This is a genomic window from Caballeronia zhejiangensis (genome assembly GCF_022879815.1).
GTDB classification, from domain to species: domain Bacteria; phylum Pseudomonadota; class Gammaproteobacteria; order Burkholderiales; family Burkholderiaceae; genus Caballeronia; species Caballeronia zhejiangensis.
The window spans coordinates 270,460-294,427 of record NZ_CP084285.1 but is presented as its reverse complement, the minus strand read 5'-3'; the positions used below and the strand labels follow the sequence as shown (position 1 = coordinate 294,427).

The following is a 23,968-nucleotide window of genomic DNA, read 5'->3' as shown; positions in this document are numbered from 1 at the left end:
CTTTCGAGCCTATCGGCGCGGTATCACCCCGCGGGTCTGCGTAGCTCGAAGAAAGTCGAAGTCGACGCCTTTGTCCGCCTGGGTGACGGTGTCATAGAACAGCTTGCGATAACCGCGATCCGCAGTGGGAATCGTGACCGGCGATCCTTTAGCGCGCGCTGCGAGTTCTTCATCGCTGATGAGCAGACTGATCTCGCGTTTCGACACGCTCAGGCGAATGCGGTCGCCCGTTCGAACATGCGCGAGCGGACCGCCCACCGCCGCTTCAGGCGTCACGTGCAACACGATGGTGCCGAACGCAGTACCGCTCATGCGTCCATCCGAGATGCGGACGATATCCTTGACGCCCTTTACCGCGAGCTTGCGCGGGATAGGGATATAACCCGCTTCGGGCATGCCCGGCGCACCCTTCGGCCCGATGTTCTTAAGCACGAGGATATCGTCGGGCGTGACATCGAGATCATCCGAATCGATGCGTGCCGCGAGATCGGCGCCGTTCTCGAACACGACCGCGCGCCCTTCGTGTTCCATCAACTTCGCATTCGCCGCCGATTGCTTGATGATCGCGCCGCCCGGCGCGAGATTGCCGTCCAGCACCGCGATACCGCCTTGCGGATAGATCGGCTTGTCGAAGGGGCGCACGACATTCTGCGCGAAAGCGGGGCCCGCAGCATCGATCTCTTCGCCGAGCGTGCGGCCCGTCACCGTCAGCGCGTTCAGGTTCAATAGCGGCTTCATTTCGCGCAACAGCGTAGCCATGCCGCCGGCCTTGTGAAAGTCCTCCATGTAATGCGATCCGGACGGCTTCAGATCGACGAGCACGGGAGTCTCGCGTCCCATGCGATCGAGCGCTTGCAGATCGATGTCATAACCCATGCGTCCCGCGATCGCCGTTAGATGCACGATGCCGTTCGTCGAACCGCCTATCGCGAGCAGCACGCGCATTGCGTTCTCGAATGCTTGAGCCGTGAGGATCCTGTCGATGGTGAGATTCTCGCGCGCCATCTGCACGGCCTGCGTGCCAGTGAGCTCGGCAACGCGCATACGATCCGACGTCACCGCAGGCGGCGAGGCGCCGCCTGGCACGGTCATGCCGAGCGCTTCGGCGATGCACGCCATCGTGCTCGCCGTGCCCATCACGGAACATGTCCCCACGCTCGCGACGAGTTGATTGTTCACCACTGCGATTTCCGCTTCGTCGATCTCCTCCGCGCGAAAGCGGCCCCAATAGCGCCGGCAATCGGTGCATGCGCCGACGCGCTCGCCGCGATGGGCTCCCGTAAGCATCGAGCCGGTGATGAGTTGAATCGCGGGAATGCCCGCCGATGCCGCGCCCATCAACTGCGCGGGCACGGTCTTGTCGCATCCGCCGATCAGCACGACCGCGTCCATCGGTTGCGCGCGGATCATCTCTTCGGTGTCGATCGACATCAGATTGCGCAGATACATGCTCGTCGGTTGCGAGAACGATTCGGCGATCGATATGGTCGGGAAATCCATCGGCAAGCCGCCCGCGAGCATCACGCCGCGTTTGACGGCTTCGATGAGTTGCGGCGCATTGCCATGACACGGGTTATACGCGCTGCCCGTATCGACGATGCCGATGACGGGCCGATCGAGCGCACTATCGGTATAACCCGCGCCCTTGATAAACGCCTTGCGCAGAAAAAGCGAGAAGCCATTGTCGCCATAGCTCGTCAGCGATTTGCGCAGGCCGCTCGGTTGCGCGGGTTCGTCATCGGACTTTTTCTTGAACGTGTCGGTCATGGTCGCCCTGCCGTGTGATAAGCGTTGAACGTCTCCGTGCCTCGATTATCACCGGTTTATCGTCGGGCGATCACGAATCAACCGTCGATCGTTTCGTGCACGCCTTGTTCGCCGCGTTTCCAGTAAGCCGAAGCGCGAATGCGTTTCTTGTCGATGCCGCGTTCGTCGCATAGCAGCTTGCGCACTTCGCGCATGAGCGTGGCTTCGCCCGCCGCCCACACATAGCCTTCGCCATCGGGCACATAGGTTTCGCGAAGGGCGAGCAGCAACGCGCCGCCGGGATGTGAGCTTTCGTTGCGATAACGCCATTGCGCGTACAGATCGGCGCGCGTGTCGAATTCGATGCGCGCGGAAGGATCGGCCACTTCGATGAGCGTCGCGACGCGCGTGCCTTCGGGCAGTTCTTCGAGACGACGCGCGATGGCGGGCAGCGCGGTTTCATCGCCGATCATCAGATGCCAGTCGAAGTTAGTTGGGATGACGAACGAACCGCGCGGTCCACCGATACCGAGATGCTGACCGGGCGCGGCCTGCGCGGCCCAGGCCGTTGCGGGACCGGCTTCGTGGAGTGCAAATTCGATATCGAGCTCGCGCGCATCACGGTCGAAACGACGCGGCGTGAAATCGCGCGCAATCGGACGCGGTTTGGCCGGATCGAACTCGGGACCGTTCGGACCCGCTTGCGGCAGCGCGGGCAGGGTCTCGCCCGGCGCGGGGAAAAACAGCTTGACGTGATCGTCGAACGATGCGCTGACGAAATCGTCGAGCGAGTCACCCGTGAAGGTCACGCGCACGAAGTGCGGATTGAGCGCCTGGACGCGCGTGACTTTCAGCAGCCGAAACTTGAGCGCGTGGCGCACACGCGTGACTTCGAGATCGGGCCGGTCTTGCAGGATGGAATCGGTCATCGTCTTTGGCTCCTTACGCCTGCTTCGGCGCCGGGTTTTGTTCGATTTCGGCCGTCGCGCGCGCGAGGATCGCGGCGATGCGGCGTTGTTCTTCCTGCGATGCGTCGGTGCGCAAGAGCAGCGCCTTCTTCAGCGCGCGGCGAGCGGCGATCAGCTCGGGCGCCCAGCCGTTGTCGGCGGCGGCGTCATCGACTTCTTCGCCCATGTACGCGCGGCGCACGAGATCCATCTTGCGGGCGAAATGCGTGAGCTTCGCGAGCATGATGTCCACGCGTTCGCGATTGGATGCGAGGTATTCGCGGCCCGCGTCGGAAAGGGCATAGCGCTTGCGGTTGCCTTCCAGCTCGACGGTCGCATAACCGAGCTCTTCGAGATAGGTGAGCGCCGGATAGACCATGCCGGGACTCGGCGCGTAGAAGCCGTTAGAGCGGTCTTCGAGCGCCTTGATGAGTTCATAACCATGACGCGGTGCTTCGGCGAGCATTGCGAGCAGCAACAGTTGCAAGTCGTCCGACGAGAACTTGCGGCCGCGCGGCATGCCGTCTTCGCCGCCGAACCCGCCCATGCCACCCATGCCGCCCATGCCACCGGGGCCGCCGCCGAAGCGACCGCCGCCGCCATGGCGATGACGGCCGATCATTCCCCAACGTTCGAAAGCGAATCGTTCGTGCCCCTCTGGGGCGTCGAACGCAGAACCATCAAAGCCGAATGCGCGGAAACCGCCGTCACGCGCACGTTGAAAGCAGCGGGATTTCATAGGGAACACTCCAGATATGTCGTAAAACATATCTAAAGATATATATCGTAAGAGTGTCTGTCAAGAAGATCTTCTTAGGATCGATCGGCGGACGCGCGCATTTTGAACGCCGCATACAATGGCCCGCATTGTCTTTTGCACACATAAATCCATGAGCCATTTCCGTCCCGTCAAGCTGGAGCACGCCAGCCGCCTTATCAACCACGGTCCGACCGTTCTCGTCACCAGCGCGCACGGCGCGCGCCGCAACGTGATGGCCGCCGCCTGGTCGATGCCGGTGGAGTTCACGCCGCCGCGCATCGCCGTCGTGATCGACAAGCGCACCTACACGCGCGAGCTCGCCGCCGCGAGCGGCACGTTCGGCATCGTCGTGCCGGGTGCGGCGATGATCGATCTCACGTACGCCGTCGGCTCGACGAGCGGGCGCGAGATCGACAAGTTCGAGGCCTTCGGAATCGACATCGTGGAAGGGCCGGTGCTCGGTCTGCCGCTCATCGAAACGAATTGCGCGGCTTGGCTCGAATGCAGGCTGATCGACGAGAAGCACACGGAAGACGCCTACGACACCTGTTTTGCCGAAGTCGTCGCAGCCGCTGCCGATTCGCGCGTGTTCGTCGACGGCCACTGGATCATCGACGAATCGAATCAGCCGCTACACACGATTCACCATCTCGGCGCGGGGAAGTTCGTGCGCGCGTCGTCGATGGAGCAGGCGAAGCCGCTTGCGCGCTGACGCCGTCGATGCGCCCCTGGACACGGCTAGCAAACCTTGCCGCGCGGCAGAAACGGCATCGAATTATGGTATTAAGCACGTTGCATCCAATATTCAAAACCGTTCCATGCATTCGAGCTCCCAGGCCGCGCTCCTTTTGCTCGGCATCGTCATCATCCTGATCACGCCCGGACCGACCAACACACTGCTCGCGACCGCGGGCTTGCGTCGCGGCGTCAGGCGCGCCACGCCGCTCATGGCCGCCGAGCTCGCCGGCTACCTCATCGCAATTTCCGTCTGGGGCTATCTCGTCACGCACGCGGCCGGCTTTCTCACCTGGCTCCCGACATTTCTGCGCGTCGCGTGCAGCGTCTACATCGCCTATCTCGCCGTCCTGATGTGGCGCACCGCCGTCTCCCTGCCGACGTCCGCGCAAAAGACGGTCGGCATGCGCACCCTCTTCGTCACCACATTGCTCAATCCAAAGGCGATGCTCTTCGCGAGCGCGATCTTTCCGGCCAGCGCCTTCGGCAATGCCGTCGTTTATCTTCAGACGATGTCGATCTTCGCCGCCGCGCTGATTCCGATCGGCTTTCTGTGGATCACCTTCGGCGCGGCGCTCGGCACCGGGCGTCTCGCGTGGCTGAGTCCCGAGCGCGTTCAGCGCGGGGCATCGATCGTGCTGGCCACGTTCTCCATCGCGCTTGCGTGGACGGCGCTTCACTGAAGCGATAAAACGAACAGCGAAATCTGGAGACTGAATGACCTCTCATCGGCGCGATCCCCTCGACAAGAAAGTTCCGCACGAGCCGCTCACCTCCTACTACGCCGACGAATCGAAAAGGCGCGTCTGGCTGCGCGGCATCTTCGACCGCACCGCATCCGACTACGACGCGATCGAACGCGTGATGGCGCTCGGTTCCGGTTCGTGGTATCGAAATCGCGCGCTGCGATCGGCGGGACTCGCGCGTGGCATGCGCGTGCTCGATGTCGGCATGGGAACGGGGCTCGTCACGAGGGAAGCGGTCGCGATCACCGGCGATCCGGCGCTCGTGACGGGCGTCGATCCGAGTCCGGGCATGGTCGGCGAGGCGCATCTGCCGATCGGCGTGCAAACGCGCATCGGCACGGCGGAAGATCTGCCGTGCGAGAACGCCGCCTACGATTTTCTGAGCATGGGCTTCGCGCTGCGTCATGTAAGCGATCTTTCGAAGGCCTTCGACGAATACTTCCGCGTGCTCGCGCCCGGCGGACGGCTCTGCGTGCTGGAAATCACGCGGCCCGGGCATGGTATCGGCATCGCTGCACTGAAGTTCTATATGCGCGGCGTCGTGCCGACGATCGCGCGCATCGTCGGCAAGAAAGGGGAAAGCGTCGAGTTGATGCGCTATTACTGGGACACGATCGAGGCCTGCGTGCCGCCCGCCGATGTGATCGCCGCGATCGAGCGCGCCGGTTTCATCGACGTGCGCCGCGACGTCGAGCTCGGCATCTTTTCCGCTTATTGCGCGACGAAACCGGCGCGCTGAGCGGCGTCGAGAATCACCGCAGCGCGGCCGCTCAGCAGCAGCCGGCCTGCGCAGTGAACGGTGAAGCGGTAGAGCACGGTGTTGTCGTCGCCGCCCATGCGTTGGGCTTCGATATCGAGCGGGGCGTCGAGCGTGTCGAGCCGGTCGATGTGCGTTTCCACGCCACGCACGCTGGTCAGCATCCCGACGCGCGGTCTCGCTTCGTTCGATGCGACGAGCGCGCCATGCGCCGCCATCGCCTGCGCCGCGTATTCGATGCCGCATACCGACGCGAGACGTCCCTTCGAGCGCAAAGGATTATCCGGCGAAACATGACTCGTCGCGGTGCAGCGGATGCGCTTTGCATCCCACGCGACGACGCCATCCAGCAGACACATGGAGCCGCTATGCGGAATGCGCGCGGCGATCCAGTCGCGGCCGAACATCATGACGGCTCGACGCTCACGGCGAGCTGCGTGCCGTCGAGATAATCCAGCACGACGTTCGCCGCCCGCCGATGCGCCAGCGCGTCGAGCAACGGCAGCGCGCGCGCGGCGGGATTCGACAGGCGCAGCGCTTCGAGATCGGCATCGGCGAAAGCGGAAGCGTCCTCGTCCGACAGATGCGCTTCGATGCGCCCGAGCGTCCGATCGCTCTCATGCGGCGCGAGCACCAGCGCGACGCCGAACGCATCGACGATGGGACGCACTTGGCGCAACGGCTCGGGATAGTCCGTGTCGTAGGCGACGAGCAGCGTCGCGGCGCCATCGACGCTCACTTGCGCGAGGCTTTCCAGCAAGCCGGCCGCGAAGCTGCCGTCGTACGCGCACAGCACGTTCGATGCGGCCATTGCGCGCGTCGCGATGCTCCAGTAGCCCGCGGGCGCGTTGTGGACCGAGTTGTGGAAGCGCGTCGGCGAGAGCTGCGGTTCGGCGCTCGCGAGGGTTTCGCAGATCGCGTGGAAATTCCCGCCATCGCCGCCGGATGCCGCGAACACGGCGGCGAGCGTCGCGGCGTCGCGGCCGCTCTGCGCGACCGCTTCGTGCGCGGCAGCGAGCGCCGCGCGCACGACCGGCCCGGTGCGGCGGCGTTCGGCCGGCGGCAGACCGGCGGGCGCGGGCAGCACGGTTTGAGCGGCGTCGCGAACGGCGCGCTGCGTCAGCACGTCGGCGGCATGGGGCCAGCCGGCCAGGCCCGGACCAATCACGCCGATGCCTTCGATAAATGCACGCAATGGAGTCATGCCGATGCCGCTCCCTTGCGTCCGAACACGAGACTGCAGTTCGTCCCGCCGAAGCCGAACGAGTTCGACAGCACAGCCCGCAACGGCGCGGCGCGCGTCGTCAGCACGTAGTCGAGGCCGAGCGCCGGGTCCGGCTCGGTGGTATTGGCGCCTGCGGGAATCATCTGGTGCTGCAGCGTCAGCGCGGCGATCACCGCTTCGAGCGCGCCGGCCGCGCCGAGCGTATGCCCCGTCGCGCCCTTGGTCGAGCTGCACGGCACGCGCGCGAACAGGCTCGTAAGAGCGCGGCTCTCGGCGGCGTCGTTGCTGGGCGTCGCCGTGCCGTGCAGATTCACGTAGCCGATGTCGCTCGCATCGAGACCGGCGCTGGCGAGCGCCTGTTCCATCGCGATGCGCGCGCCGAGTCCCTCCGGATGCGGCGACGACATGTGATACGCATCGCTCGATTCGCCGATGCCGAGCAGGCGGATCGCGTCGTCATCGGCGGGATCGGCCAAATCGCGTTCGAGCAGCGCGAACGCCGCCGCCTCGCCGATCGAAATGCCGTCGCGCTTCACGTCGAACGGCTTGCACGGACCCGGCGCGAGCAGTTCCAGCGAATTGAAACCGTAGAGCGTCGTGAGACAGAGCGTATCGACGCCGCCGACGATGGCCACATCGATCACGCCGCTTTCGAGCATGCGCCGCGCCGACCCAAACACCTTCGCGCCCGACGAACACGCCGACGACACCGACGCCGCCGGCCCGCGCAGCCCGAAATAGGCGCGCACGAAAGCGGCGAGCGAATAGGGGTTGTGCGTGTTGGCGTAATTGAAATCGGCGGGCAGCGCGCCCGTCCGGGTGTCGCGACGCCGGTAGGCGAGTTCGGTTTCGAGGATGCCCGCCGTGCTCGTGCCCATGAACACGCCGACGCGCTCCAAGCCGTAACGCGCGATCGCTTCGCGGACGCGGTCGTCGAAGCCGTCCTGCGTCATCGCGAGTTGCGCGAGCCGGTTGTTGCGGCAGTCGAACGCGGCGAGATCCGCGGGCACCGGCGCATCCTCGATGCCCGCGACGCGGCCCGTATAAGTGGCGAGCGCGGCGCCCTCGAAGTCGCACGGCGCGAGTCCGCTGCGTGCGTCCGAGAGCGCGGCGAGCGTCGCGTCGAGCCCGCGGCCCGCGCAACTCGTCGCGGTGAAATGCGTAAGCAGAAGAGGATTCACTACGGGCTCGTTTCCCTTGAGTCGGGAGCGTTCGAAAACGATGAATTGTAACAAACGAGGCCTTTGGACGATGCTGCCAATCAGCCGGCGGGACGCGCAATCAACAGACGATTGGCGTCGTGCGCGCCATGGCCCATCTGACGGATGGAGACCGCGAATCGCAGATCGCCGAGCAGCGCGAGCCATTGCGCCTCGCTGCGGACCGTCAGACCGTTCGCGCGCCCCGAACGCGCGATCTGCATGCCGAAATCGATGGCGCGATCGAGGCGCGCGTGCCAGCCCGCGGCGGCATCGCTGACGCGCAGCAGGAGCACGCCGTTCGCCGCGAGGCTGGCGCGCGCGCGGCGGAGGATCGACACCTGCGCGTCGGCATCGACGTAATGGAGCACATCGCAGGCGACGACGACATCGGCATCGGGAAACGGCGCGGCGCGAATGTCGTCGCACACGAATCGGATGCGCACCTCGTGCGCCTGCAACGCGATGCGCGCCCAGGCGACGTCTCGCGGCGTCAGATCGATTCCGTGAATCGAGCGCGGCACGGGCGGCGCGGGCCAGCGCGCGGGCCACGCACGCTGGGCGTGTTCGCGATGCCACGCGTGCGCGCCGACGAGGCACGCGGCGAGCAAGCCCTGGCCGCTGCCGAGATCCAGGATGCGCGCGCCATCCGGAATCAGGCCGTGCGCGAGGATATGGGCGAAGAACGGATCGCGACGCAGCTTGGCCGATGCGAAGTGCCACGCGAACCGGCCCGCCGCGCGGTAGGGGCGGCTGGCGGTTTCGATGAGCGCGGCGGGCAGCATTCGGGCAAGGGTGAGTTCACGTATGCAACGGCCCCTGACGGGTCAGCCCTCGACTATAGATTCAATCTTTCGAGAGCGCCGGAGATCGTTGAACATGTTCGAGTCTGAACACGTTGTTTTTTCCGCATCGCGACGAAGCACATCCGCGCGCGGATCGATCGTTGCGCGAAGATTTCGGCCTTCACAGACCGTCCGCGCTCGCGGGATTCTCGAAGTGATCGACGCAAAAGAACCTGACGTTTATTCCGTTTCGCGACGCGTCAAGTGCAAGTTGCACGCGGTTTTCGACGGTCCTGCTAACGGCGGTCGTTGCTTGCTCGACTGCCGCGTCTATATCCGCTTGCGCGGCCCGTTTTTGCGTGGCCAGCATCCTGAGCGAGCTTCGCAGATGCAAGAGATCCGCCTCGGCTCTTGCGAGATATCCGTGACTTTGATGCAAGCGTTCAATGATGCTGTCGAGCTCAGGCGTCGCTTCAAGTATGGCGACGGCTTTTGCGTCGAGCAAAGACGACAGCCTCGCTTCGGCGACGGCATCCGGATTCTGAACCACGTTGCCTCGAGTGCGAAGGGGCACTGGAAATCGTGATGCTTCTTGCGCTGGCACCTTTCATTCTCCTGTTTCGGTTTTGGCTTCGAAAAATTCGCTGACTGAAGGTCTTCGCTCAAATAGGACGTTGTCTATCGATCGTTCTTGGATGTTTAGAATTGCGAAGATTTGAAAAAGCGAAGCGTGACACGCTACGGCACACAAATTGGTATCTCATACATCAGATACTTCGGGTTGACCGAGAAAACGCTGCTGGATACCGTGTTGTCAATATTAAATAGGTATGTTGACCATTCGATATTCGGGAGGCATTTTTGGAGCGTCAGGAATTTGGGCCGCAGGTCATTCGAACGGTGATGTGGAAGATCGTGCCGTTCGCGTTCATTCTTTACTTCTTCAACTATCTCGACCGGGTGAATGTCGGTTTCGCGGCCCTGCAAATGAATCGGGAGTTGGACATTTCCCCGACCCAGTTCGGCACGATCGCATCGATGTTTTTTGCGTCGTATCTGCTGTGCCAGATTCCGGCCAACTTCGCGCTTCAGCGCTTGGGCGCGCGCCGCTGGATCAGCTTCATCGTCATAGTGTGGGGCGCGGTTACAGCACTGACATTCTTTGCCCAGACTGCGACCCACGTCGCGATCGCGCGCCTGCTGCTCGGCGTGTTCGAAGCGGGTTTCTTCCCCGGCATGATCTTCTATCTCGCCTGCTGGTTCCCTGCTCGCGAGCGAGCCAAGGTCACGTCGTTTTTCATGATGGCGATTGCCTTTTCCTCGGTCGTCGCGGGGCCGATGTCCGGCTGGATCGTCGAGCACGTCCACATGGCCGGGTATGGCGGCTGGCGCTGGCTATTCGCGATCGAAGGCGTGCCGACCATTCTGCTGGGCGGTCTGGCTTTCTTCATTCTGGTCGACGCGCCTGCGGATGCCAAATGGCTGAACAAGGATCAAAGAGCGTGGCTCGTAGCGGAGTTGCAGCGGGAAAGAAGCGCGCAGGGCGCCGACGAACAGCCGACGCTGAAGATGGTGTTGGGCAATTCGACGATCTGGAAACTGGCGCTCTCATACATGCTGATTCAAGCGGCCTCGCAAGCATCGAATTACTGGCTTCCGGGGCAGGTGAAGGGATTCGCGGCGTCCCTGACCGATACGCAAACCGGGCTCATCATGGCGCTGCCGTATGTCTGCGCGATGATATCGATGCCGCTTTGGGGCGCGCACTCCGACCGCACGGGCGAACCCAAATGGCACGCCGCGCTACCGATGCTGCTTGCGGGTGTCGGCTTCTTCGTCATCGCGAGCGTTCCGTCCATGTCGCTTCGCATGGCTGGCATGGCGTTGTTTGGCGTTGGCATTCTGAGCTTCTACGGCCCGTATTGGGCCATTCCCCCTGCAATGCTGTCCCCGGCCGGTCTCGCGTTGAGCATCGCTTTTATCAACTCGTGCTCCAGTCTCGGCGGCTTTCTCGCGAACCAGGCGCTCGGACATGTCTCTCAGGCTTACGGATCATATGGCGTGTTCATGGTCGAGGCGGCTTTGTGCGTCGCCGCGTTCTGTGTGCTGGTCACGATGAGCATTCCTCGCCAGACACCGAAGGTCGGTCCGTCGGCGCAAACCGCGAACGCTTGACATCGTCGCATCGGGCTCCATCGAAGTCTCTCTGGAATATTGATAAATGAAAATAACGAACGTCGAAATATTCGATTGTGAAGTCAGCCGAACCGATCCGCGCATGGCGCGCTTCAATCCGGTCCTTATCCGTATCAATACCGATGAAGGAATCAGCGGCATCGGCGAAGTCGGCCTGGCCTATGGCGCGGGCGCAAAGGCGGGCGTCGGCATCGTGCGCGACCTGGCCCCGCGCATCATCGGCAAAGATCCGATGAAGGTCGAAGCGATCTGGGAAAACCTGTTCCGCGCAACGTTTTGGGGCATGGGCGGCGGAAACGTCTTCTACGCGGGCATGAGCGCGATCGATATCGCTCTGTGGGACATTCGCGGCAAAGCCCTGCGCGCGCCGGTCTATCAGTTGCTCGGCGGCAAGACAAACGAGCGGTTGCGCGCCTATGCCAGTCAACTTCAGTTCGGTTGGAGCGACACGCATCAAATGCTTACACGCCCCGAGCAGTACGCCGACGCAGCACGCAAAGCCGTCTCGCAGGGTTATACGGCGATCAAGGTCGACCCGTTGCAAGTCGACCGCAACGGCGGCCCGCCGCTCGATTGGGAAGTCAACCAGAACTACTTCGGGCTGTTACGAGCGGACCAGTTGCGCATGGGTGAGGAACGGATCGCGGCCATGCGCGAAGCTGTCGGGCCGGACGTCGACATCATCATCGAAGCCCACGCGCTGCTTGGGGTCAACGCAGCAATCCAGTTCGCGCGGGCTGTCGAGCCGTACAACATCCTGTTCTATGAAGAGCCGGTTCATCCGCTCAACATGGACAACATGGCGATGGTCGCGCGCAATACGTCTATCCCGATCGCGACCGGCGAACGCTGCTATACGCGTTGGGGTTATCGCGATCTGTTCGAAAAACAGGCCGTGGCCGTGATACAGCCGGATATTTGCCTTTGCGGCGGACTGACGGAGGCGAAGAAAATCTGTGACTATGCAAACCTGTACGACGCGACGATGCAGGCGCATATCTGCGGCGGGCCGGTCTCGACTGCGGCAGCGCTCCACCTCGAAGCCGCGGTACCGAACTTCATCATTCACGAGCATCACACGCACAGCCTGAAGGATTGCGTGCGCGAGTTGTGCATTCACGACTATCAACCCGAGCGCGGCGACTTCTCAGTCCCGGATTTGCCGGGGCTTGGGCAACAACTGAACGATGACGTCGTGAAGCGGTATCACGCCTTCACGATCGAATAAGCACACCACGCGCCCAGCGTTACTGCATTCGCGCGATGTCTGTCAACAGACGTCGCGTGCGCTCCGTGAAGCCACAGTTGACGTGTTCTGCAAGAATGATGCAGGCTCCGTCGACATCGTTTTCGACCAGCGCGCGGGTGACTGCACGATGCTCGTCAATCGATTTATTGATGTACTCGCGCGAGAACGTCAGGCGATTGCGCATCGCCAATACCTTCGTGCTTATCGTCGAGTAGCAATCGATCAGATAAGGGTTGTCCGAATGCCTGACGAGAATCTGATGAAACTCATGATCGAGCGCGCGATACGTTGCCAACTCGAACGTTGCGTGCAAGGCGCGTGCAGCGTCGAGGTTCCGGTTCAGTTCTTCCATGAGGCGGGCAGCGTTCTCGCGCATGGCGGAGCGAATGGCGGCCTGTTCGAGCGTAATGCGTAGCGTACTGATGTCGCAGATGTTCTTGTCCGTCAGCGAGAACACATAGGTTCCCGATCGCGCTTTTATCTCGACGAGGCCGGCAATGCTCAATCGAAGGAGCGCTTCACGGACGGGCGTTTTGCTCAAGCCAAAAAGGTCGGACAGCCTGGATTCCGTGACTTGTTCCCCAAACTCCAGTTCTCCATTGACGATCAACTGTCGTAGCCGCTCCTCGGTGATCTCCGCCAGTGACTTCGGTGCATCAAAAGCAATTCGTTCAAGCCCTCTCACAGTCACCCCTTATCTTCGTCATCCGACATATTGTTTACGGAAAAAGACACATCGCTTCGGATCCAAGCATACTTTGCGACTGTGGCTTTTCTCTTCCGGAAGATTCTTATTTGCAATCCGAAACAATAGTGTGCGCGGAGTGAATGGGGTGCTCACCAGAATCGAGCGGAGGGGCCGCGCCGTCTATCCGACGATCGCCTCGCGCAATGTGACGGTGACAAGCCCGCGATCCGCCGCCGCGCGCAACACGGTGTCGAGCGCGGCGAGCACGACGGGCGCGCCGTTCGCGTCCCTTGCGGCGTGGCCATCGTGGACGAGCAGAATGTCGCGCGCAGCGAATCCGTTCAGCAAACGTCGCGAAACGAGCGATGCGTCGCCGGTGCGCGTATCGAATCCGCGCCGCGTCCAACTGGCGAGCTGCAGGCCGAGCGCGCACAGCACCGGTTCGAGAAACGGATTGCGCAAGCCCGCTGGCGCGCGAAAGAAGAGGGGCCGCGTGCCTACGATTTCCTCGAACGTGGCTTGCGCAGCGTCGATCTCGCGCCGCAACGCGCCCGGTCCCATCAGCGAAAAATCATGCCGATGCCGCTGGCTGTGATTCTCGACGGCATGTCCGCGCGCGACGATTTCCCGAACGATGTTCGGATAGGCGCGCGCCCGCTCGCCGATGCAGAAGAACGTCGCCCGTGCCCGATGCGCGTCGAGCAGATCGAGCACGCGCGGCGTCACGTCGGGATCGGGGCCATCGTCGATGGTGATGGCGATGCACGCACCCGCCGATTCGGGGAGCGTCGTCCAGTTGTGGCCGAGCAGGGCGCTTCGCGGCCAGAGTCCCGCCGCCGTCAGCGCGAGATGCGACGCGATCACGCCGCCCGCCGCCCACGGCCAGGTCGCGGGCGCGAGGATCAGCGATGCCAGCGCGCCCGCGTGCACGGCCGCCGCGCCGCCGATCAAGGGCGTCGGCGTCCAGCGGCGCGGCTCGCCGGGCGCGTTCATCGCGACAATCCCGAGCGCGGCGCGAGAATCGCCGAGAACAGCAGCGCCAGAATCGCGCCGGGACCGACCGTCAACCCGAAGGTCTTGAGCATCGGCACGTTCGACAGCGCGAGCAGCCCGAAGCCGAGCACGGTCGCGAGATTCGCGATCACGAGCGAGACGAGCGTTTGCGGCGAAACCGCGTCGTTTTCGGCGTGCGCGCGATAGTTGAAGAAGAGCGCGTAATTCGAGCCGACCGCGACAATCAGCAGCATGCCGATCAGATGCAGGATCGTCAGCGACTTGCCCGCGAGCGCGAGGCCCGCGATCACGACGATCACCGCCGCGACGAGCGGCGCCAGCGTGCGCGCCGCGCGCACCGGTGAGCGCAGCGCGAGCACCAGCAGCACGACGATCGCGGCGAATCCGCCGAGTGACAGGCGAATGTCCTCGTGCACGTAGTTCCGGTAGAGGCGATCGGCTTCCGCTTTCATGTCGACGAACAGCGCGTCCGGCACGCGCGCCGCCGCGACCGCCGCGCGAATTTGGTGCACCCGCACGTCCGAGCCTTCGGCCGCGCGCAAAGGCAGCATCGCGGTCCAGCGGCCGTCGCGTTCGGTGAGAAGCGAATCCACGGCGAGCGCCATCGACGTGCCGCGCAGATCGGCGCGTCGCAAGAGCGGCTGCGCGCGCGCGGCTTCGACATCGGCGATGAAAGGCTCGAAAACCTCGGGCTTCACCTGGATCGTCTGATCGCGCAGGGCGGGCGCGAGACGCGCGCGCAAGGTATCGGCATCCGGCAGGCTCGCGATGCGCGCGCGCTGCGCGGCGTCGCTCGGCAGATACGTCGCCGGGCTTTCGAAACCGGCGATCACGCGGGCATCGACGAGCGGCTGCAATTGCCGCGCGACGGCTTCCGCGCGCTCGAGCGCGGCCTGCTCGCTCGCCGCCGACACCACGACGAGATAGCGCACGTCCGGCGCGCCGACATCCGCGCGCAGGCGTTCGTCGAGATCCTGGCTCGCCTTCGGAACCGGGCTGAGCGACGACAACTCCTGGCTCCACAAGCCGTGCCGCTGCATGAGCAGCGTCGCGAGCGCGACGAAAAGCAGCACCGCGAGCGCCACGCGCAAGTGCGACGCGCGCGCGGCGAAACGCGCGAGCACATTGCCGAGGCGCGAGACATCGCGAATCGCGAAGCCTTGCGGCAGCAGATGCGGCAGCACGAAGCGCGTGACGATGCCCGCCGTCGACAAACCGACGATCGAATACAGCCCAAGCTGCACGAGGCCCGGAAAGCCGGAGAAGAGCATCGAGGCGAAGCCGCAGATCGACGTCAGCACGCCGAGACGGATCGTCGGCCAGAAGCCCGCGACCCAGTCCTTCAGCGATTCGCGCCGTTGAACGCCCGCCGATTGCACGAAGAGATAGATCGAATAGTCGACCGCCTCGCCGATGAGCGTCGTGCCGAAACCGAGCGTCAGACCGTGGACCGTGCCGAACGCGAGGCTCACGGCGGCCACGCCCGCCGCGACGCCGGAAAGCACCGGCATCAGGCCGAGCAAGAGCGTCGGCACCGACCGATACACCGCGAGCAGCAGCACGACGATCAGCACGATGCTCGCCGCCGACAGCCAGCGCACGTCGCGCATGATCGTGTCGCGCGATTCGACGGCGATGACGCCCGGCCCCGTCAGCAGCAGGCGAAAAGGCGTCGCGCCCGGCGCGGCCTTGTCGAACGCGGCGCGGATCGCGGCCATCGCGCTCGCTTGCGCGTCGGTGTCGGAACCGGGGCCCGCGGTCTGCGCCAGCAACACGGCGCGCTGGCCGTCGCGCGATGCCCACACGCCGCCGTGCATCGCGGGCTGCGCGCCGCTGTCGAGACGGCTGACGAGCGCGGTGACTTCGCCGGTCGGATCGTGCGGCAGCAAGTCCTTCGTCATCATGCCCGCGGACGAGGCGAGCAGGTCGAGACTGTCGGCGAGCGCGTCTTTCAGGCCGGATTCGCTGAAGCGCTCGGGCGTAACCGATGGACTCAGCCGATAGCGATGCTCGAACACGAAGCGCTCGTCGCGCGCCTGTCCGACCGGCTCGCCGTTGTTGATCGCCGAAAAGCGCTTGTCCTCGCGCAGCGTCGCCGCGATTTTGCGCGACAGGCCGGCGCGCGCGTTGGCATCGCCGCCCTCGATGCCCACGAGAATCAGCCGCGACACGAGCCCGTCGCGCAACTGCTCGACGAGCACGCGCTGCTGCTCGCTCGGCGTGCGCGGAAGGAAAGCGGAGAGATCGGCGGAAAAGCTCGCGCGCGCGATGATCGCCGCGCACGCCGCGAGAAAGCACAGCCAGACGATGACCGCCGGCTGACGCAAGGACCGCGAGACCGCGCGCATGCCGCGGTCAGTGCGCCGACGCGTCTTGCAGGCGCATCAGCGAGCGGTCGCCGTCGGCCTGGCGAATCTCGACGCGCGCGAGCGCCGCGCCCGTGCCTGCGAGCGTGATCGAGCTGACTTTCTGCTGCATGCGCGAATCGATCGGCACGAGCGTCATCGTCCAGTCGTTGCCTTTGCCGTCGATCGAAACCTTGTACGCATTTTCGAGCGCGAAGCGGTTGCCCGCGAGCGTCGCGCGAATGCTTTCGATGAACGCGCCCAGTTCCGGATAGTTGCGCAGCGGGATCGTGATTTTGCGGCCGTTGCGGTCGACGGTCAGCATGTCGCCATCGACGACAAGATTCTCCGGCTTCGGACTCGTCGTGTGCTTTTCCAGATGATCGGGCGCGACGAACACGAGCTCGCCCGACGATTCGAGCGGCGCCTGCGCGATCTTCAGATAACGCGTCTCGGTGAAATGCGCGCGGCCCGATTTCTTCGCGCCGAGCGTGTTCATCAGGCGATCGAGCGTCCAGGGGGCGTCGGCGGCGGCACTGATCGTCGATGCAGCCGACAGCAAGGCGGCCGTCAGAACGGCGGCGAAAATTCGCATGAGTTCAGGAATCCCTCGTCGCTTCCCGCAGCGGCGCCGCGCTCGCGGGCGCGTGGTCCTGCGCGGCGCTCGTCTGCCAGAAATCGAAATAGTTGAACCAGTTGTACGGCGCGGCGCGGCAATACTTGTCGAGCAGCGCGACATAGCGCGTGAGCGCGGCATCGACGGCGGCGGCGCGCTCGCCGCGCTCGATCGTCGAGAAATCGGCGAGCGTTTCGAAATGGATGTCGTAGCGATTGCCGCCGAGATACAGCCCCGTCATGAAGACGACCGGACGGCGCAGCACCGCCGCCATATGCAGCGGCCCGAGCGGAAACGCGGCGGGCGCGCCGAGAAAGTCGCGTTCCCTGAGCGCGTCGCCGGCCTGGGGCAGCGTGCGGTCCGCGAGAATGCCGACGAGGCTGCCCGCATCGAGCCGCTCGCGCACCTTGAGCATCGCATCGACTTTGCCGAGACCGATCACATCGTGATGCGCGGCCGGATTCACGGCGGCGAGGATCGCGTTGATCTTGCGCGCGTTCTCTTCATACATCGTGATCGCGATGCGGATATGCGGCTGCGCCCGCCCGATCGCGCGCACCACTTCGAAGCTGCCGAGATGCGCGCCCATCAAGAACGCGCCGTGTCCGCCGGCGAGCGCCGCTTCGACATCCTCGACGCCGTGCGTGCGGATATCGAACAGATCGAAGCGCTCGTTGAGCAGATAGATGCGGTCGTGAATCGTCGATGCGAACGAAAACACATGCCGATACCCGTCGCGCCAGCCCGCATGCCGCCCGAGCGCGCGATTCAGATAGCCGCGCGACGCACGCCGCGCGCGCGGCGCGAACACGACGAAATACGCGGTGATGATCCGCAGCAGCACGCGCCCGATGCGCCGTCCGAAGCGCAGCGATATCCACGTCATGAAGCGCAGCAACGCGAGGTTGCTGCGTTCCTGGCGGTCGGCCCAGTCGTCGCGGTTGCGCGGCTTGTTCACGATGCTCGAGCGTCCCCGGCGGACGGCGCCGCGAGCGCGCCGCTCGCCACCGCGCGTGCGCCCGCGCGTGCGCCCGCGCGAATCGTGAAGCGGATCGCGCCGCTCGCCGCCGTTTCGTAGGCGATATCGAGCGCCTCGCCCGGTTTCGCCGGACTCAGGAATTTCGCCGATTCGATCCTGCACGCGTCAACGCTCGTGCCGAGCGCGGCGCCGATCGCGTCGAGCGCGTGATCGAGCAGGACGACGCCCGGCACGATCGGATGGCCGGGGAAATGTCCGGCGAGCGCGGGATGATCCGGCGGCACGGTGAAGCTCAACGCCGCGCGCCGCTTGCGTTCCTGCTCGATCAGTTGCGTGAGCACGTCGCGCGGCAGCTTGCCGGTCGCGTTGCGCGGCAGCGTCTCGACGAACAGCAGCGGACGCGGCATGAACGCGGCGTCGATGCGCTCGCGCAACGCGCGCTGCAAGTCCGCCACGGCAAGCCTCGGCGCGACGACGAGCGCCATCAGACGGCGCACGGGTTCGCTGTCGGCTTCCGTTTCGTCAGGCATGTAGAACACGCCGTCGACCACGCCCGGCACCGCGTTCAGCTGATGATTCAAATACGCGAGCGACGTGCGCTTGCCCGCGATGTTGATGAGATCCGCCTTGCGCCCGTGCAGCAGAAAATGCGTCTCGTCGATGAGTTCGAGCGCGTCGCCCATCGGCACCGGCGTTTCGACGTGTCCGCCCGACGCCCACATGGTCGGTTCGCCGGCATCGTCGGCATCGTCGGCGCGTGGCGTCAGCGCGATGTCGGGAAACAATTCCCACGCGGCGGTGCGCGCAGTGCGGCGCGTCGCGATCTGGCCCGTTTCGGTGCTGCCGTAGATTTCCATCAGCGGCGCGTCGAGGCGCGCTTCGGCGTCGAGCGCGAGCTTTTCCGAAAGCGGCGCGGTCGCCGACAGCACGAGCGATGCGCGCGGCAACGCTTCGTCGTTGGCAAAGAGCGCGCGCAGATGGATCGGCGAGCTGACGAGCACGCGCGGTTCCGGCACGGCGTCGAGTTCCGCGCGGATATCGACGGGATAGAACGGCTGACGGTTGCTGAACGCGAGGCCGCCGATGAGCGCGAGCAGCACCGTCGATTCGAAGCCGTACATGTGCTGCGGCGGCACCGTGCCGATGAGCGTCGCGCGGGCTTGCCCGAGCAGGCCGAGCCGGTCGGCGGCGGCGCGCACGTTCTTCACGAGAAAGCCCCACGTCTTGCGATGCGGCACCGGCACACCGGTCGAGCCGGACGTGAACACGTACGCGACGACGCGCGCCCCGTCGATATGCGGAACCTGCGCTTCGCCGGAAACGTCCACGTGCGCAACCTCCGGATAGCGAAAGCGCGGCAGATCGATCGCGCAATCGTCGCTGTCGTGCAGGCAAAACGCGTCGGGCGCGAACGAGGCGAGGGCGCGCACCATTTCCGGCGTGTGTGTCGAAGGCAGCAGGCTCGTCTTGCCCGCGACGAGCGTCGCGCACAGGCTCACCGTGAAGCGATACCGGTCCGTACACACGTTGAACACATGCCCGCCTTCGGGAAGCGCATCGGCGAGCGCGCGGACATCGGCGAGAAAGTCGCGCACGGAGACGCTCGCGCCGTCGCGCCAGGCGATGGTCTGATCCGGCGATGTGTGGAAAACCAGCGGAAAAGTCTGCATGTGCGATGAATTCGACGGCATCACTGCGCTCCGCTGCGACGCATCTGCATCGAATGCGCGTAGGCGCGAACGGCGTCCATGATGCTCGACGGCTCCATGTCCGGCAGCGCGATGCGCCGGCACGCGTATTCGGCGACGAACATGAGCCCGACGAGCGGCAGCGCGAGATAGTTGGCGAACGTGGACCACGTGACGATCGATGCGAACGCGAACAGCATCGTCGATACGAACGCGGTCGCGACGAAGAAGAGCGTCCATGCCAAGGTGACACGCCGCGTGTAGCGCGCGACGCGCGACTCCAGCTTGCCGTGGACCATCGTCGCGAACTGCGTGCAGAGCGGCTCGCGGCCCGGTCCCAGCGTGCGGCCGAACATCCACGCGAGCGCGAGATTGAAGCTCGTGTGTTCGATCCACAGCCCCCAGCCGAAATGCGCGGTGAGCGGCGCACGCGCGAGCCAAAGCGCCATGCAGCCGAGTGCCCAGAGCGGCAAGAGCCACGCGCGCGCGTTCGAGCGCACGGCGGCGTTCAGCGCGATCAACAAAAGGGGTGCGAGCACGAGCGCGAGGCCGAGTCCGTGCGCGCCGGGCGTGGACGCGGCATGGTGCGCGCCAAGCTGATACGCGACGATCGCGGCAACGACGCCCGCCGCGCGCAGAAAGCGGGTGGCGTTCACCGGCGCGCTCCCGCGGGACGCGACGGGCGCTCGAAAACCGCTGGTCGATGAAAAAAGGTACGCAACATGGGATGCGGCTGCGGCGCTCTTTAGTGAACGCTCGGTTGTTGAAGAAAACTCGGCAGTCGCCCGCCTGACGATCATTTTCCCGCGCCGGTGCGCGGGCGGTCTGTAACCGATTGTTCGATGATCTTACATTCGTCAGACGCGCGAATTTTACCCTACCGACGCAGGGGTCCCGTCACGCGGCGAACTCCCTGATTTTTCTCAAAATTACACCGGTGCCGGATGCCATGCGGCCAGTTACCTTTCCTACTAGGCGTCCCAAGGGGCATCGTCTAGAATTTCGCCACTGCAATTATCTCGATAACAGGCAGCCGACGACGTGCGGATAAGCGGGGCGCACGTTTTCCGAGCCGCCCTTGGCGCCTCCCTGCGCTGGCCTGTACACACGATGAATGAACTGGAAAGAGAGCTCGCCGAGCTGATCGTCGCCGAACTGAATCTCGAGGACGTCGATCCCAAGGCCGTCTCGGCCGATACGCGGTTGTATGAAGAAGGTTTCGGGCTCGATTCCATCGATATTCTGGAGATCGCGCTCCTGATCTCGAAGAAGTACGGCTTCGAACTGCGCTCGGACAATCCGGACAATCAGAAGATTTTCGCGAGCCTCGGCGCGCTCGCGGCGCACGTCGCCGCGCATCGCACGCGATAAGGCCATGCGCGCGCTCGTGACAGGCGGCAGCGGCGCGATCGGACAAGCCATCGGCCGGTCGCTCGGCGCGGCCGGACACGAAGTCTGGATTCACGCGAACGGCGGCATCGAGCGTGCTGAAAGCTGCGTGCAAGCCATTCGCGCGGCGGGCGGCACGGCGCATGCCATCGGTTTCGACGTGACCGATCCCGAGGCCACCGACGCCGCGCTCGCGCGCATCCTCGCGGACGGCCCGGTGCAGATTCTCGTGAACAACGCGGGCATCCACGACGACGCGCCGATGGCCGGCATGACGCGTGAGCAATGGAAACGCGTGCTCGACGTTACGCTCGACGGTTTTTTCAACGTCACGCAGCCGCTTCTGATGCCGATGATCCGCACGCGCTGGGGACGCATCGTCAACATGTCGTCGCTGTCGGGTTTAATGGGCAATCGCGGGCAGGTGAACTATGCCGCCGCGAAGGCCGGGCTGATCGGCGCGACGCGTGCGCTGGCGCAGGAACTCGCGTCGCGCGGCATCACCGTGAACGCGGTGGCGCCCGGCGTCATCGATTCGCCGATGCTCGGCAGCGCCTTTCCGCCCGAGCGCATTAAGCAACTGGTGCCGGCGCAGCGCGCGGGCACGGCGGAAGAAATCGCGGGCATGGTCGCGTATCTGGTGTCGGATGCGGCGGCTTATGTCACCGGGCAGGTCCTGTCGATCAACGGCGGGATCGCCTGAACAGCACACCGAGGGACGCAGATGAGTGAAACGACGCAAACCTGGGATGTCGTCGTGATCGGCGGCGGACCGGCCGGATCGACCGCCGCGACCCTGCTCGCGGACCGCGGCTATCGCGTGCGCGTGCTGGAGAAGGCGCGGCATCCGCGTTTTCATATCGGCGAATCGCTGTTGCCGGCGAACTTGCGGCTGTTCGAAAAGCTCGGCATCGCGGATGAAGTGCGCGCCATCGGCATGGTCAAGCTCGCGGCCGAGTTCGTATCGCCGCAGCACGACAATCGCATGCAGCGTTTCCTTTTCGCCGATGCGTGGGACAAGTCGATGCCGAGCGCATATCAGGTGCGCCGCTCCGAGCTCGACGACATCCTCTTGCGCAACGCCGCGAAGCACGGCGCGCAGGTGAGCGAAGGCTGCCGCGCGCGCGATGTCGCGTTCGCGCCGGATGGTTCGAGCGCGACGATCGACGCCGAACACGACGATGGCCGCATCGAGCACGTGCGGGCGCGTTTCGTCGTCGATGCTTCGGGGCGCGACACGCTGCTCGCGAATCACTTCAAGACGAAGCGCCGCAACGAACGGCACAACTCGTCGGCGCTGTACGGCCATTTCCGCAACGCGCGCCGCAACGAAGGCGAAAACGAAGGCAACATCACCGTGTTCTGGTTCGAGCACGGCTGGTTCTGGTTCATTCCGCTCGCGGACGGCGCGACGAGCGTCGGCGCGGTCGTGTGGCCTGCGTATCTGAAGCAGCGTCCGAAGGGCACGTCGGTCGAGACGTTCTTTCGCGAGACCATCGCGATGTGCCCGCCGCTCGCCGCGCGCCTGAAGGATGCCGAACTAATCAGCGAAGTCCACGCGACCGGCAACTACTCGTACACCGGCGACATGACGCACGGACGCAACTTCCTCTTGCTCGGCGATGCGTTCGCGTTCATCGATCCGGTGTTCTCGTCCGGCGTGATGCTTGCGATGCAGAGCGCGTTCGCGGGCGCGGATGCGATCGACGCCGCGCTGACGAATCCCGCGAACGCGCAAGCCGCGCTCGCGAAGTTCGACCGCGACGTGCGTCACGGTCCGCGCGAGTTCTCGTGGTTCATCTATCGCATGACCTCGCCGACGATGCGCAATCTCTTCATGGGCCCGAGAAATCCGCTGCGCATGAAGGAAGCGCTGCTGTCGCTGCTCGCGGGCGATATCTTCGGCTCGACGCCGATCTGGCATTCGCTGCGTGCATTCAAGGGCATCTATTACATCTCGGCCGCGCTCGACTGGCGCAATTCGCTGCGCGCGTATCGTCAGCGCCGCCGCAATCTGCGCGATGCGCAACGCGCGGAGCTATCGGCCAATTGATGATGCTCGATCGGGTGGCGCGATGAGTGACGCTCATCGGAAATTCGGCGCGGCGGACGGCAAGGGTTCGCTTGCCGGCGCGCTCGAATCCGCATGGCAATGCGTGGCGTTCTATTTCGCGCTCGTCGTGCTCGCGCTCGTCTGTCTCGCGTGGTTTCCGTTCGCGTGGATTCTGCGCCGCGTGTTGAGCGTCGATGCGGGCCGGCGCGTCGGACGAGCCGTCGTGCAGCGCGTGTGGCACGGCTATTTCGTGCTGCTGCGCACGCTCGGCGTATGCCGCTTCGATCTCTCCGGACTCGACGCGCTCGCGGGCCAGCCCGCGATGATCCTCGCGCCGAATCATCCGTGCCTGCTCGATGCGCTGCTGATCGCGTCGCGCGTGCCCGACACCTGCTGCGTCATGAAGGGCGATGTCGCCGGCAACGTGTTTCTCGGGCCGGGCGCGCTGCTCGCGGGTTATATCGTCAACGATACGTCCGTCGGGCTGATTCGCGCCGCCGTCGCCGAACTGCAGCGTGGCAGTCCGCTGTTGCTTTTTCCCGAAGGCACGCGCACCGAAAGCGCGGCGGTGAATCCGCTGAAGGGCGGCATCGCGCTGATCGCGGCGCGCGCGCAGGCGCCGGTCCAGACGTTGATTATCGAAACCGATTCCGGTTTTCTCGGCAAGGGCTGGCAGATCTTCAGGAAGCCCGCGCTGCCGATCACCTATCGCGTGACGCTCGGCCGCCGCTTCGCGCCGCCGGGACGCGATCACGCTGCGCTGCAGGCGTTCATCGCCGAATTGCAGCGCTTTTATGCGGGCGAACTCGACGCGCATCGCATCCGCGACTGAAAGCATCGGCGTCGGCAGA

Annotated in this window: 24 protein-coding genes; 9 read left to right on the top strand and 15 right to left on the bottom strand. The window is 64.7% G+C overall.

The annotated features are described in order from the left end of the window. Nucleotides 1-9 precede the first annotated feature (9 nt). From LDZ23_RS22440 to LDZ23_RS22430, 3 genes are all read right to left on the bottom strand, one after another. Entirely contained in the window at nt 10-1,767 is a 1,758-nt protein-coding gene (locus LDZ23_RS22440; protein ID WP_008348311.1) for an IlvD/Edd family dehydratase, read from the bottom strand. A gap of 77 nt (nt 1,768-1,844) precedes the next feature. Next, the gene (locus LDZ23_RS22435; RefSeq protein WP_008348310.1) at nt 1,845-2,675 is read right to left on the bottom strand and encodes a siderophore-interacting protein; all 831 of its coding nucleotides are present in this window, start codon (nt 2,673-2,675) and stop codon (nt 1,845-1,847) included. 13 nt (nt 2,676-2,688) lie between these two features. After that, nucleotides 2,689-3,462, bottom strand: a complete 774-nt coding sequence (locus LDZ23_RS22430; RefSeq protein ID WP_404989957.1) for a PadR family transcriptional regulator — start codon at nt 3,460-3,462, stop codon at nt 2,689-2,691. A 121-nt stretch (nt 3,463-3,583) separates the two neighbouring features. Here LDZ23_RS22430 and LDZ23_RS22425 point away from each other — a divergent pair, with 121 nt between their 5' ends. From LDZ23_RS22425 to LDZ23_RS22415, 3 genes are all read left to right on the top strand, one after another. Continuing rightward, nucleotides 3,584-4,165 (top strand): flavin reductase family protein, encoded by a 582-nt coding sequence (locus tag LDZ23_RS22425; protein ID WP_008348308.1) that lies wholly within the window; start codon nt 3,584-3,586, stop codon nt 4,163-4,165. Nucleotides 4,166-4,271: 106 nt separating this feature from the next. Continuing rightward, entirely contained in the window at nt 4,272-4,871 is a 600-nt protein-coding gene (locus LDZ23_RS22420; RefSeq protein ID WP_008348307.1) for a LysE family translocator, read from the top strand. A gap of 34 nt (nt 4,872-4,905) precedes the next feature. Further along, nucleotides 4,906-5,673: a class I SAM-dependent methyltransferase gene (locus tag LDZ23_RS22415; RefSeq protein ID WP_008348306.1), complete on the top strand. Its 768-nt coding sequence runs from the start codon at nt 4,906-4,908 to the stop codon at nt 5,671-5,673. Here LDZ23_RS22415 and LDZ23_RS22410 read toward each other — a convergent pair. The 5 genes from LDZ23_RS22410 to LDZ23_RS22390 form a co-directional block, all read right to left on the bottom strand. Continuing rightward, nucleotides 5,646-6,098, bottom strand: coding sequence for an ApeP family dehydratase (locus LDZ23_RS22410; protein ID WP_008348304.1), 453 nt, complete (start codon nt 6,096-6,098; stop codon nt 5,646-5,648). The genes LDZ23_RS22415 and LDZ23_RS22410 overlap by 28 nt on opposite strands. After that, on the bottom strand, nt 6,098-6,895 hold the full coding sequence (locus LDZ23_RS22405) for a beta-ketoacyl synthase chain length factor (RefSeq protein WP_008348302.1): 798 nt from the start codon (nt 6,893-6,895) through the stop codon (nt 6,098-6,100). Before LDZ23_RS22405 ends, LDZ23_RS22410 begins: the two co-directional genes overlap by 1 nt. Next, nucleotides 6,892-8,097: a beta-ketoacyl-[acyl-carrier-protein] synthase family protein gene (locus LDZ23_RS22400; protein WP_033536216.1), complete on the bottom strand. Its 1,206-nt coding sequence runs from the start codon at nt 8,095-8,097 to the stop codon at nt 6,892-6,894. The genes LDZ23_RS22405 and LDZ23_RS22400 overlap by 4 nt, the downstream gene beginning before the upstream one ends. A gap of 80 nt (nt 8,098-8,177) precedes the next feature. Continuing rightward, nucleotides 8,178-8,900: a class I SAM-dependent methyltransferase gene (locus LDZ23_RS22395; RefSeq protein WP_008348298.1), complete on the bottom strand. Its 723-nt coding sequence runs from the start codon at nt 8,898-8,900 to the stop codon at nt 8,178-8,180. A gap of 181 nt (nt 8,901-9,081) precedes the next feature. Beyond that, nucleotides 9,082-9,450: a hypothetical protein gene (locus tag LDZ23_RS22390; protein ID WP_144403678.1), complete on the bottom strand. Its 369-nt coding sequence runs from the start codon at nt 9,448-9,450 to the stop codon at nt 9,082-9,084. Nucleotides 9,451-9,803: 353 nt separating this feature from the next. Here LDZ23_RS22390 and LDZ23_RS22385 point away from each other — a divergent pair, with 353 nt between their 5' ends. Together LDZ23_RS22385 and LDZ23_RS22380 are read left to right on the top strand one after the other, a co-directional pair. Then, nucleotides 9,804-11,075, top strand: coding sequence for an MFS transporter (locus tag LDZ23_RS22385; RefSeq protein WP_244808221.1), 1,272 nt, complete (start codon nt 9,804-9,806; stop codon nt 11,073-11,075). A gap of 46 nt (nt 11,076-11,121) precedes the next feature. Next, on the top strand, nt 11,122-12,324 hold the full coding sequence (locus LDZ23_RS22380) for a mandelate racemase/muconate lactonizing enzyme family protein (protein WP_008348293.1): 1,203 nt from the start codon (nt 11,122-11,124) through the stop codon (nt 12,322-12,324). A 19-nt stretch (nt 12,325-12,343) separates the two neighbouring features. Here LDZ23_RS22380 and LDZ23_RS22375 read toward each other — a convergent pair whose 3' ends face one another. From LDZ23_RS22375 to LDZ23_RS22345, 7 genes are all read right to left on the bottom strand, one after another. Next, a complete protein-coding gene (locus LDZ23_RS22375) occupies nt 12,344-13,030 on the bottom strand; it encodes a GntR family transcriptional regulator (RefSeq protein ID WP_160172879.1) in 687 nt (228 codons plus the stop codon). Nucleotides 13,031-13,213: 183 nt separating this feature from the next. After that, nucleotides 13,214-14,026: a polysaccharide deacetylase family protein gene (locus LDZ23_RS22370; protein ID WP_008348288.1), complete on the bottom strand. Its 813-nt coding sequence runs from the start codon at nt 14,024-14,026 to the stop codon at nt 13,214-13,216. Next, nucleotides 14,023-16,395 carry an MMPL family transporter gene (locus LDZ23_RS22365; RefSeq protein ID WP_008348286.1) on the bottom strand — a complete coding sequence of 791 codons (2,373 nt, stop codon included), beginning with the start codon at nt 16,393-16,395 and terminating at the stop codon, nt 14,023-14,025. Before LDZ23_RS22365 ends, LDZ23_RS22370 begins: the two co-directional genes overlap by 4 nt. A gap of 7 nt (nt 16,396-16,402) precedes the next feature. Beyond that, the gene (locus LDZ23_RS22360) at nt 16,403-16,987 is read right to left on the bottom strand and encodes an outer membrane lipoprotein carrier protein LolA (protein WP_008348284.1); all 585 of its coding nucleotides are present in this window, start codon (nt 16,985-16,987) and stop codon (nt 16,403-16,405) included. Between the two features lie 4 nt (nt 16,988-16,991). Continuing rightward, complete coding sequence (locus tag LDZ23_RS22355; protein WP_051079015.1) at nt 16,992-17,894, bottom strand: lysophospholipid acyltransferase family protein; 903 nt, start codon at nt 17,892-17,894, stop codon at nt 16,992-16,994. Nucleotides 17,895-17,962: 68 nt separating this feature from the next. After that, a complete protein-coding gene (locus LDZ23_RS22350) occupies nt 17,963-19,657 on the bottom strand; it encodes an ApeI family dehydratase (RefSeq protein ID WP_244808266.1) in 1,695 nt (564 codons plus the stop codon). 20 nt (nt 19,658-19,677) lie between these two features. After that, the gene (locus tag LDZ23_RS22345) at nt 19,678-20,331 is read right to left on the bottom strand and encodes a COG4648 family protein (RefSeq protein WP_008348278.1); all 654 of its coding nucleotides are present in this window, start codon (nt 20,329-20,331) and stop codon (nt 19,678-19,680) included. Nucleotides 20,332-20,785: 454 nt separating this feature from the next. Here LDZ23_RS22345 and LDZ23_RS22340 point away from each other — a divergent pair, with 454 nt between their 5' ends. Genes LDZ23_RS22340 through LDZ23_RS22325 form a run of 4 tightly spaced genes read left to right on the top strand, consistent with a single transcriptional unit; the run spans nt 20,786 to nt 23,949 of the window. Next, complete coding sequence (locus tag LDZ23_RS22340; protein WP_008348277.1) at nt 20,786-21,046, top strand: ApeE family acyl carrier protein; 261 nt, start codon at nt 20,786-20,788, stop codon at nt 21,044-21,046. 4 nt (nt 21,047-21,050) lie between these two features. Then, nucleotides 21,051-21,767: a 3-oxoacyl-ACP reductase FabG gene (gene fabG / locus LDZ23_RS22335; RefSeq protein WP_008348275.1), complete on the top strand. Its 717-nt coding sequence runs from the start codon at nt 21,051-21,053 to the stop codon at nt 21,765-21,767. Nucleotides 21,768-21,788: 21 nt separating this feature from the next. Continuing rightward, on the top strand, nt 21,789-23,117 hold the full coding sequence (locus tag LDZ23_RS22330; RefSeq protein ID WP_008348274.1) for an NAD(P)/FAD-dependent oxidoreductase: 1,329 nt from the start codon (nt 21,789-21,791) through the stop codon (nt 23,115-23,117). A gap of 22 nt (nt 23,118-23,139) precedes the next feature. After that, nucleotides 23,140-23,949, top strand: coding sequence for a lysophospholipid acyltransferase family protein (locus LDZ23_RS22325; protein ID WP_008348272.1), 810 nt, complete (start codon nt 23,140-23,142; stop codon nt 23,947-23,949). Nucleotides 23,950-23,968: the final 19 nt, after the last annotated feature.

What these genes read in the sequence shown, in the direction of transcription:
- LDZ23_RS22440 (WP_008348311.1), bottom strand. Translation starts at nt 1,767, where the DNA reads ATGACCGACACGTTCAAGAAAAAGTCCGATGACGAACCCGCGCAACCG.
- LDZ23_RS22435 (WP_008348310.1), bottom strand. Translation starts at nt 2,675, where the DNA reads ATGACCGATTCCATCCTGCAAGACCGGCCCGATCTCGAAGTCACGCGT.
- LDZ23_RS22430 (WP_404989957.1), bottom strand. Translation starts at nt 3,462, where the DNA reads ATGTTTTACGACATATCTGGAGTGTTCCCTATGAAATCCCGCTGCTTT.
- LDZ23_RS22425 (WP_008348308.1), top strand. Translation starts at nt 3,584, where the DNA reads ATGAGCCATTTCCGTCCCGTCAAGCTGGAGCACGCCAGCCGCCTTATC.
- LDZ23_RS22420 (WP_008348307.1), top strand. Translation starts at nt 4,272, where the DNA reads ATGCATTCGAGCTCCCAGGCCGCGCTCCTTTTGCTCGGCATCGTCATC.
- LDZ23_RS22415 (WP_008348306.1), top strand. Translation starts at nt 4,906, where the DNA reads ATGACCTCTCATCGGCGCGATCCCCTCGACAAGAAAGTTCCGCACGAG.
- LDZ23_RS22410 (WP_008348304.1), bottom strand. Translation starts at nt 6,098, where the DNA reads ATGTTCGGCCGCGACTGGATCGCCGCGCGCATTCCGCATAGCGGCTCC.
- LDZ23_RS22405 (WP_008348302.1), bottom strand. Translation starts at nt 6,895, where the DNA reads ATGACTCCATTGCGTGCATTTATCGAAGGCATCGGCGTGATTGGTCCG.
- LDZ23_RS22395 (WP_008348298.1), bottom strand. Translation starts at nt 8,900, where the DNA reads ATGCTGCCCGCCGCGCTCATCGAAACCGCCAGCCGCCCCTACCGCGCG.
- LDZ23_RS22385 (WP_244808221.1), top strand. Translation starts at nt 9,804, where the DNA reads ATGTGGAAGATCGTGCCGTTCGCGTTCATTCTTTACTTCTTCAACTAT.
- LDZ23_RS22380 (WP_008348293.1), top strand. Translation starts at nt 11,122, where the DNA reads ATGAAAATAACGAACGTCGAAATATTCGATTGTGAAGTCAGCCGAACC.
- LDZ23_RS22370 (WP_008348288.1), bottom strand. Translation starts at nt 14,026, where the DNA reads ATGAACGCGCCCGGCGAGCCGCGCCGCTGGACGCCGACGCCCTTGATC.
- LDZ23_RS22365 (WP_008348286.1), bottom strand. Translation starts at nt 16,395, where the DNA reads ATGCGCGCGGTCTCGCGGTCCTTGCGTCAGCCGGCGGTCATCGTCTGG.
- LDZ23_RS22360 (WP_008348284.1), bottom strand. Translation starts at nt 16,987, where the DNA reads ATGCGAATTTTCGCCGCCGTTCTGACGGCCGCCTTGCTGTCGGCTGCA.
- LDZ23_RS22355 (WP_051079015.1), bottom strand. Translation starts at nt 17,894, where the DNA reads ATGACGTGGATATCGCTGCGCTTCGGACGGCGCATCGGGCGCGTGCTG.
- LDZ23_RS22350 (WP_244808266.1), bottom strand. Translation starts at nt 19,657, where the DNA reads ATGCAGACTTTTCCGCTGGTTTTCCACACATCGCCGGATCAGACCATC.
- LDZ23_RS22340 (WP_008348277.1), top strand. Translation starts at nt 20,786, where the DNA reads ATGAATGAACTGGAAAGAGAGCTCGCCGAGCTGATCGTCGCCGAACTG.
- fabG (WP_008348275.1), top strand. Translation starts at nt 21,051, where the DNA reads ATGCGCGCGCTCGTGACAGGCGGCAGCGGCGCGATCGGACAAGCCATC.
- LDZ23_RS22330 (WP_008348274.1), top strand. Translation starts at nt 21,789, where the DNA reads ATGAGTGAAACGACGCAAACCTGGGATGTCGTCGTGATCGGCGGCGGA.
- LDZ23_RS22325 (WP_008348272.1), top strand. Translation starts at nt 23,140, where the DNA reads ATGAGTGACGCTCATCGGAAATTCGGCGCGGCGGACGGCAAGGGTTCG.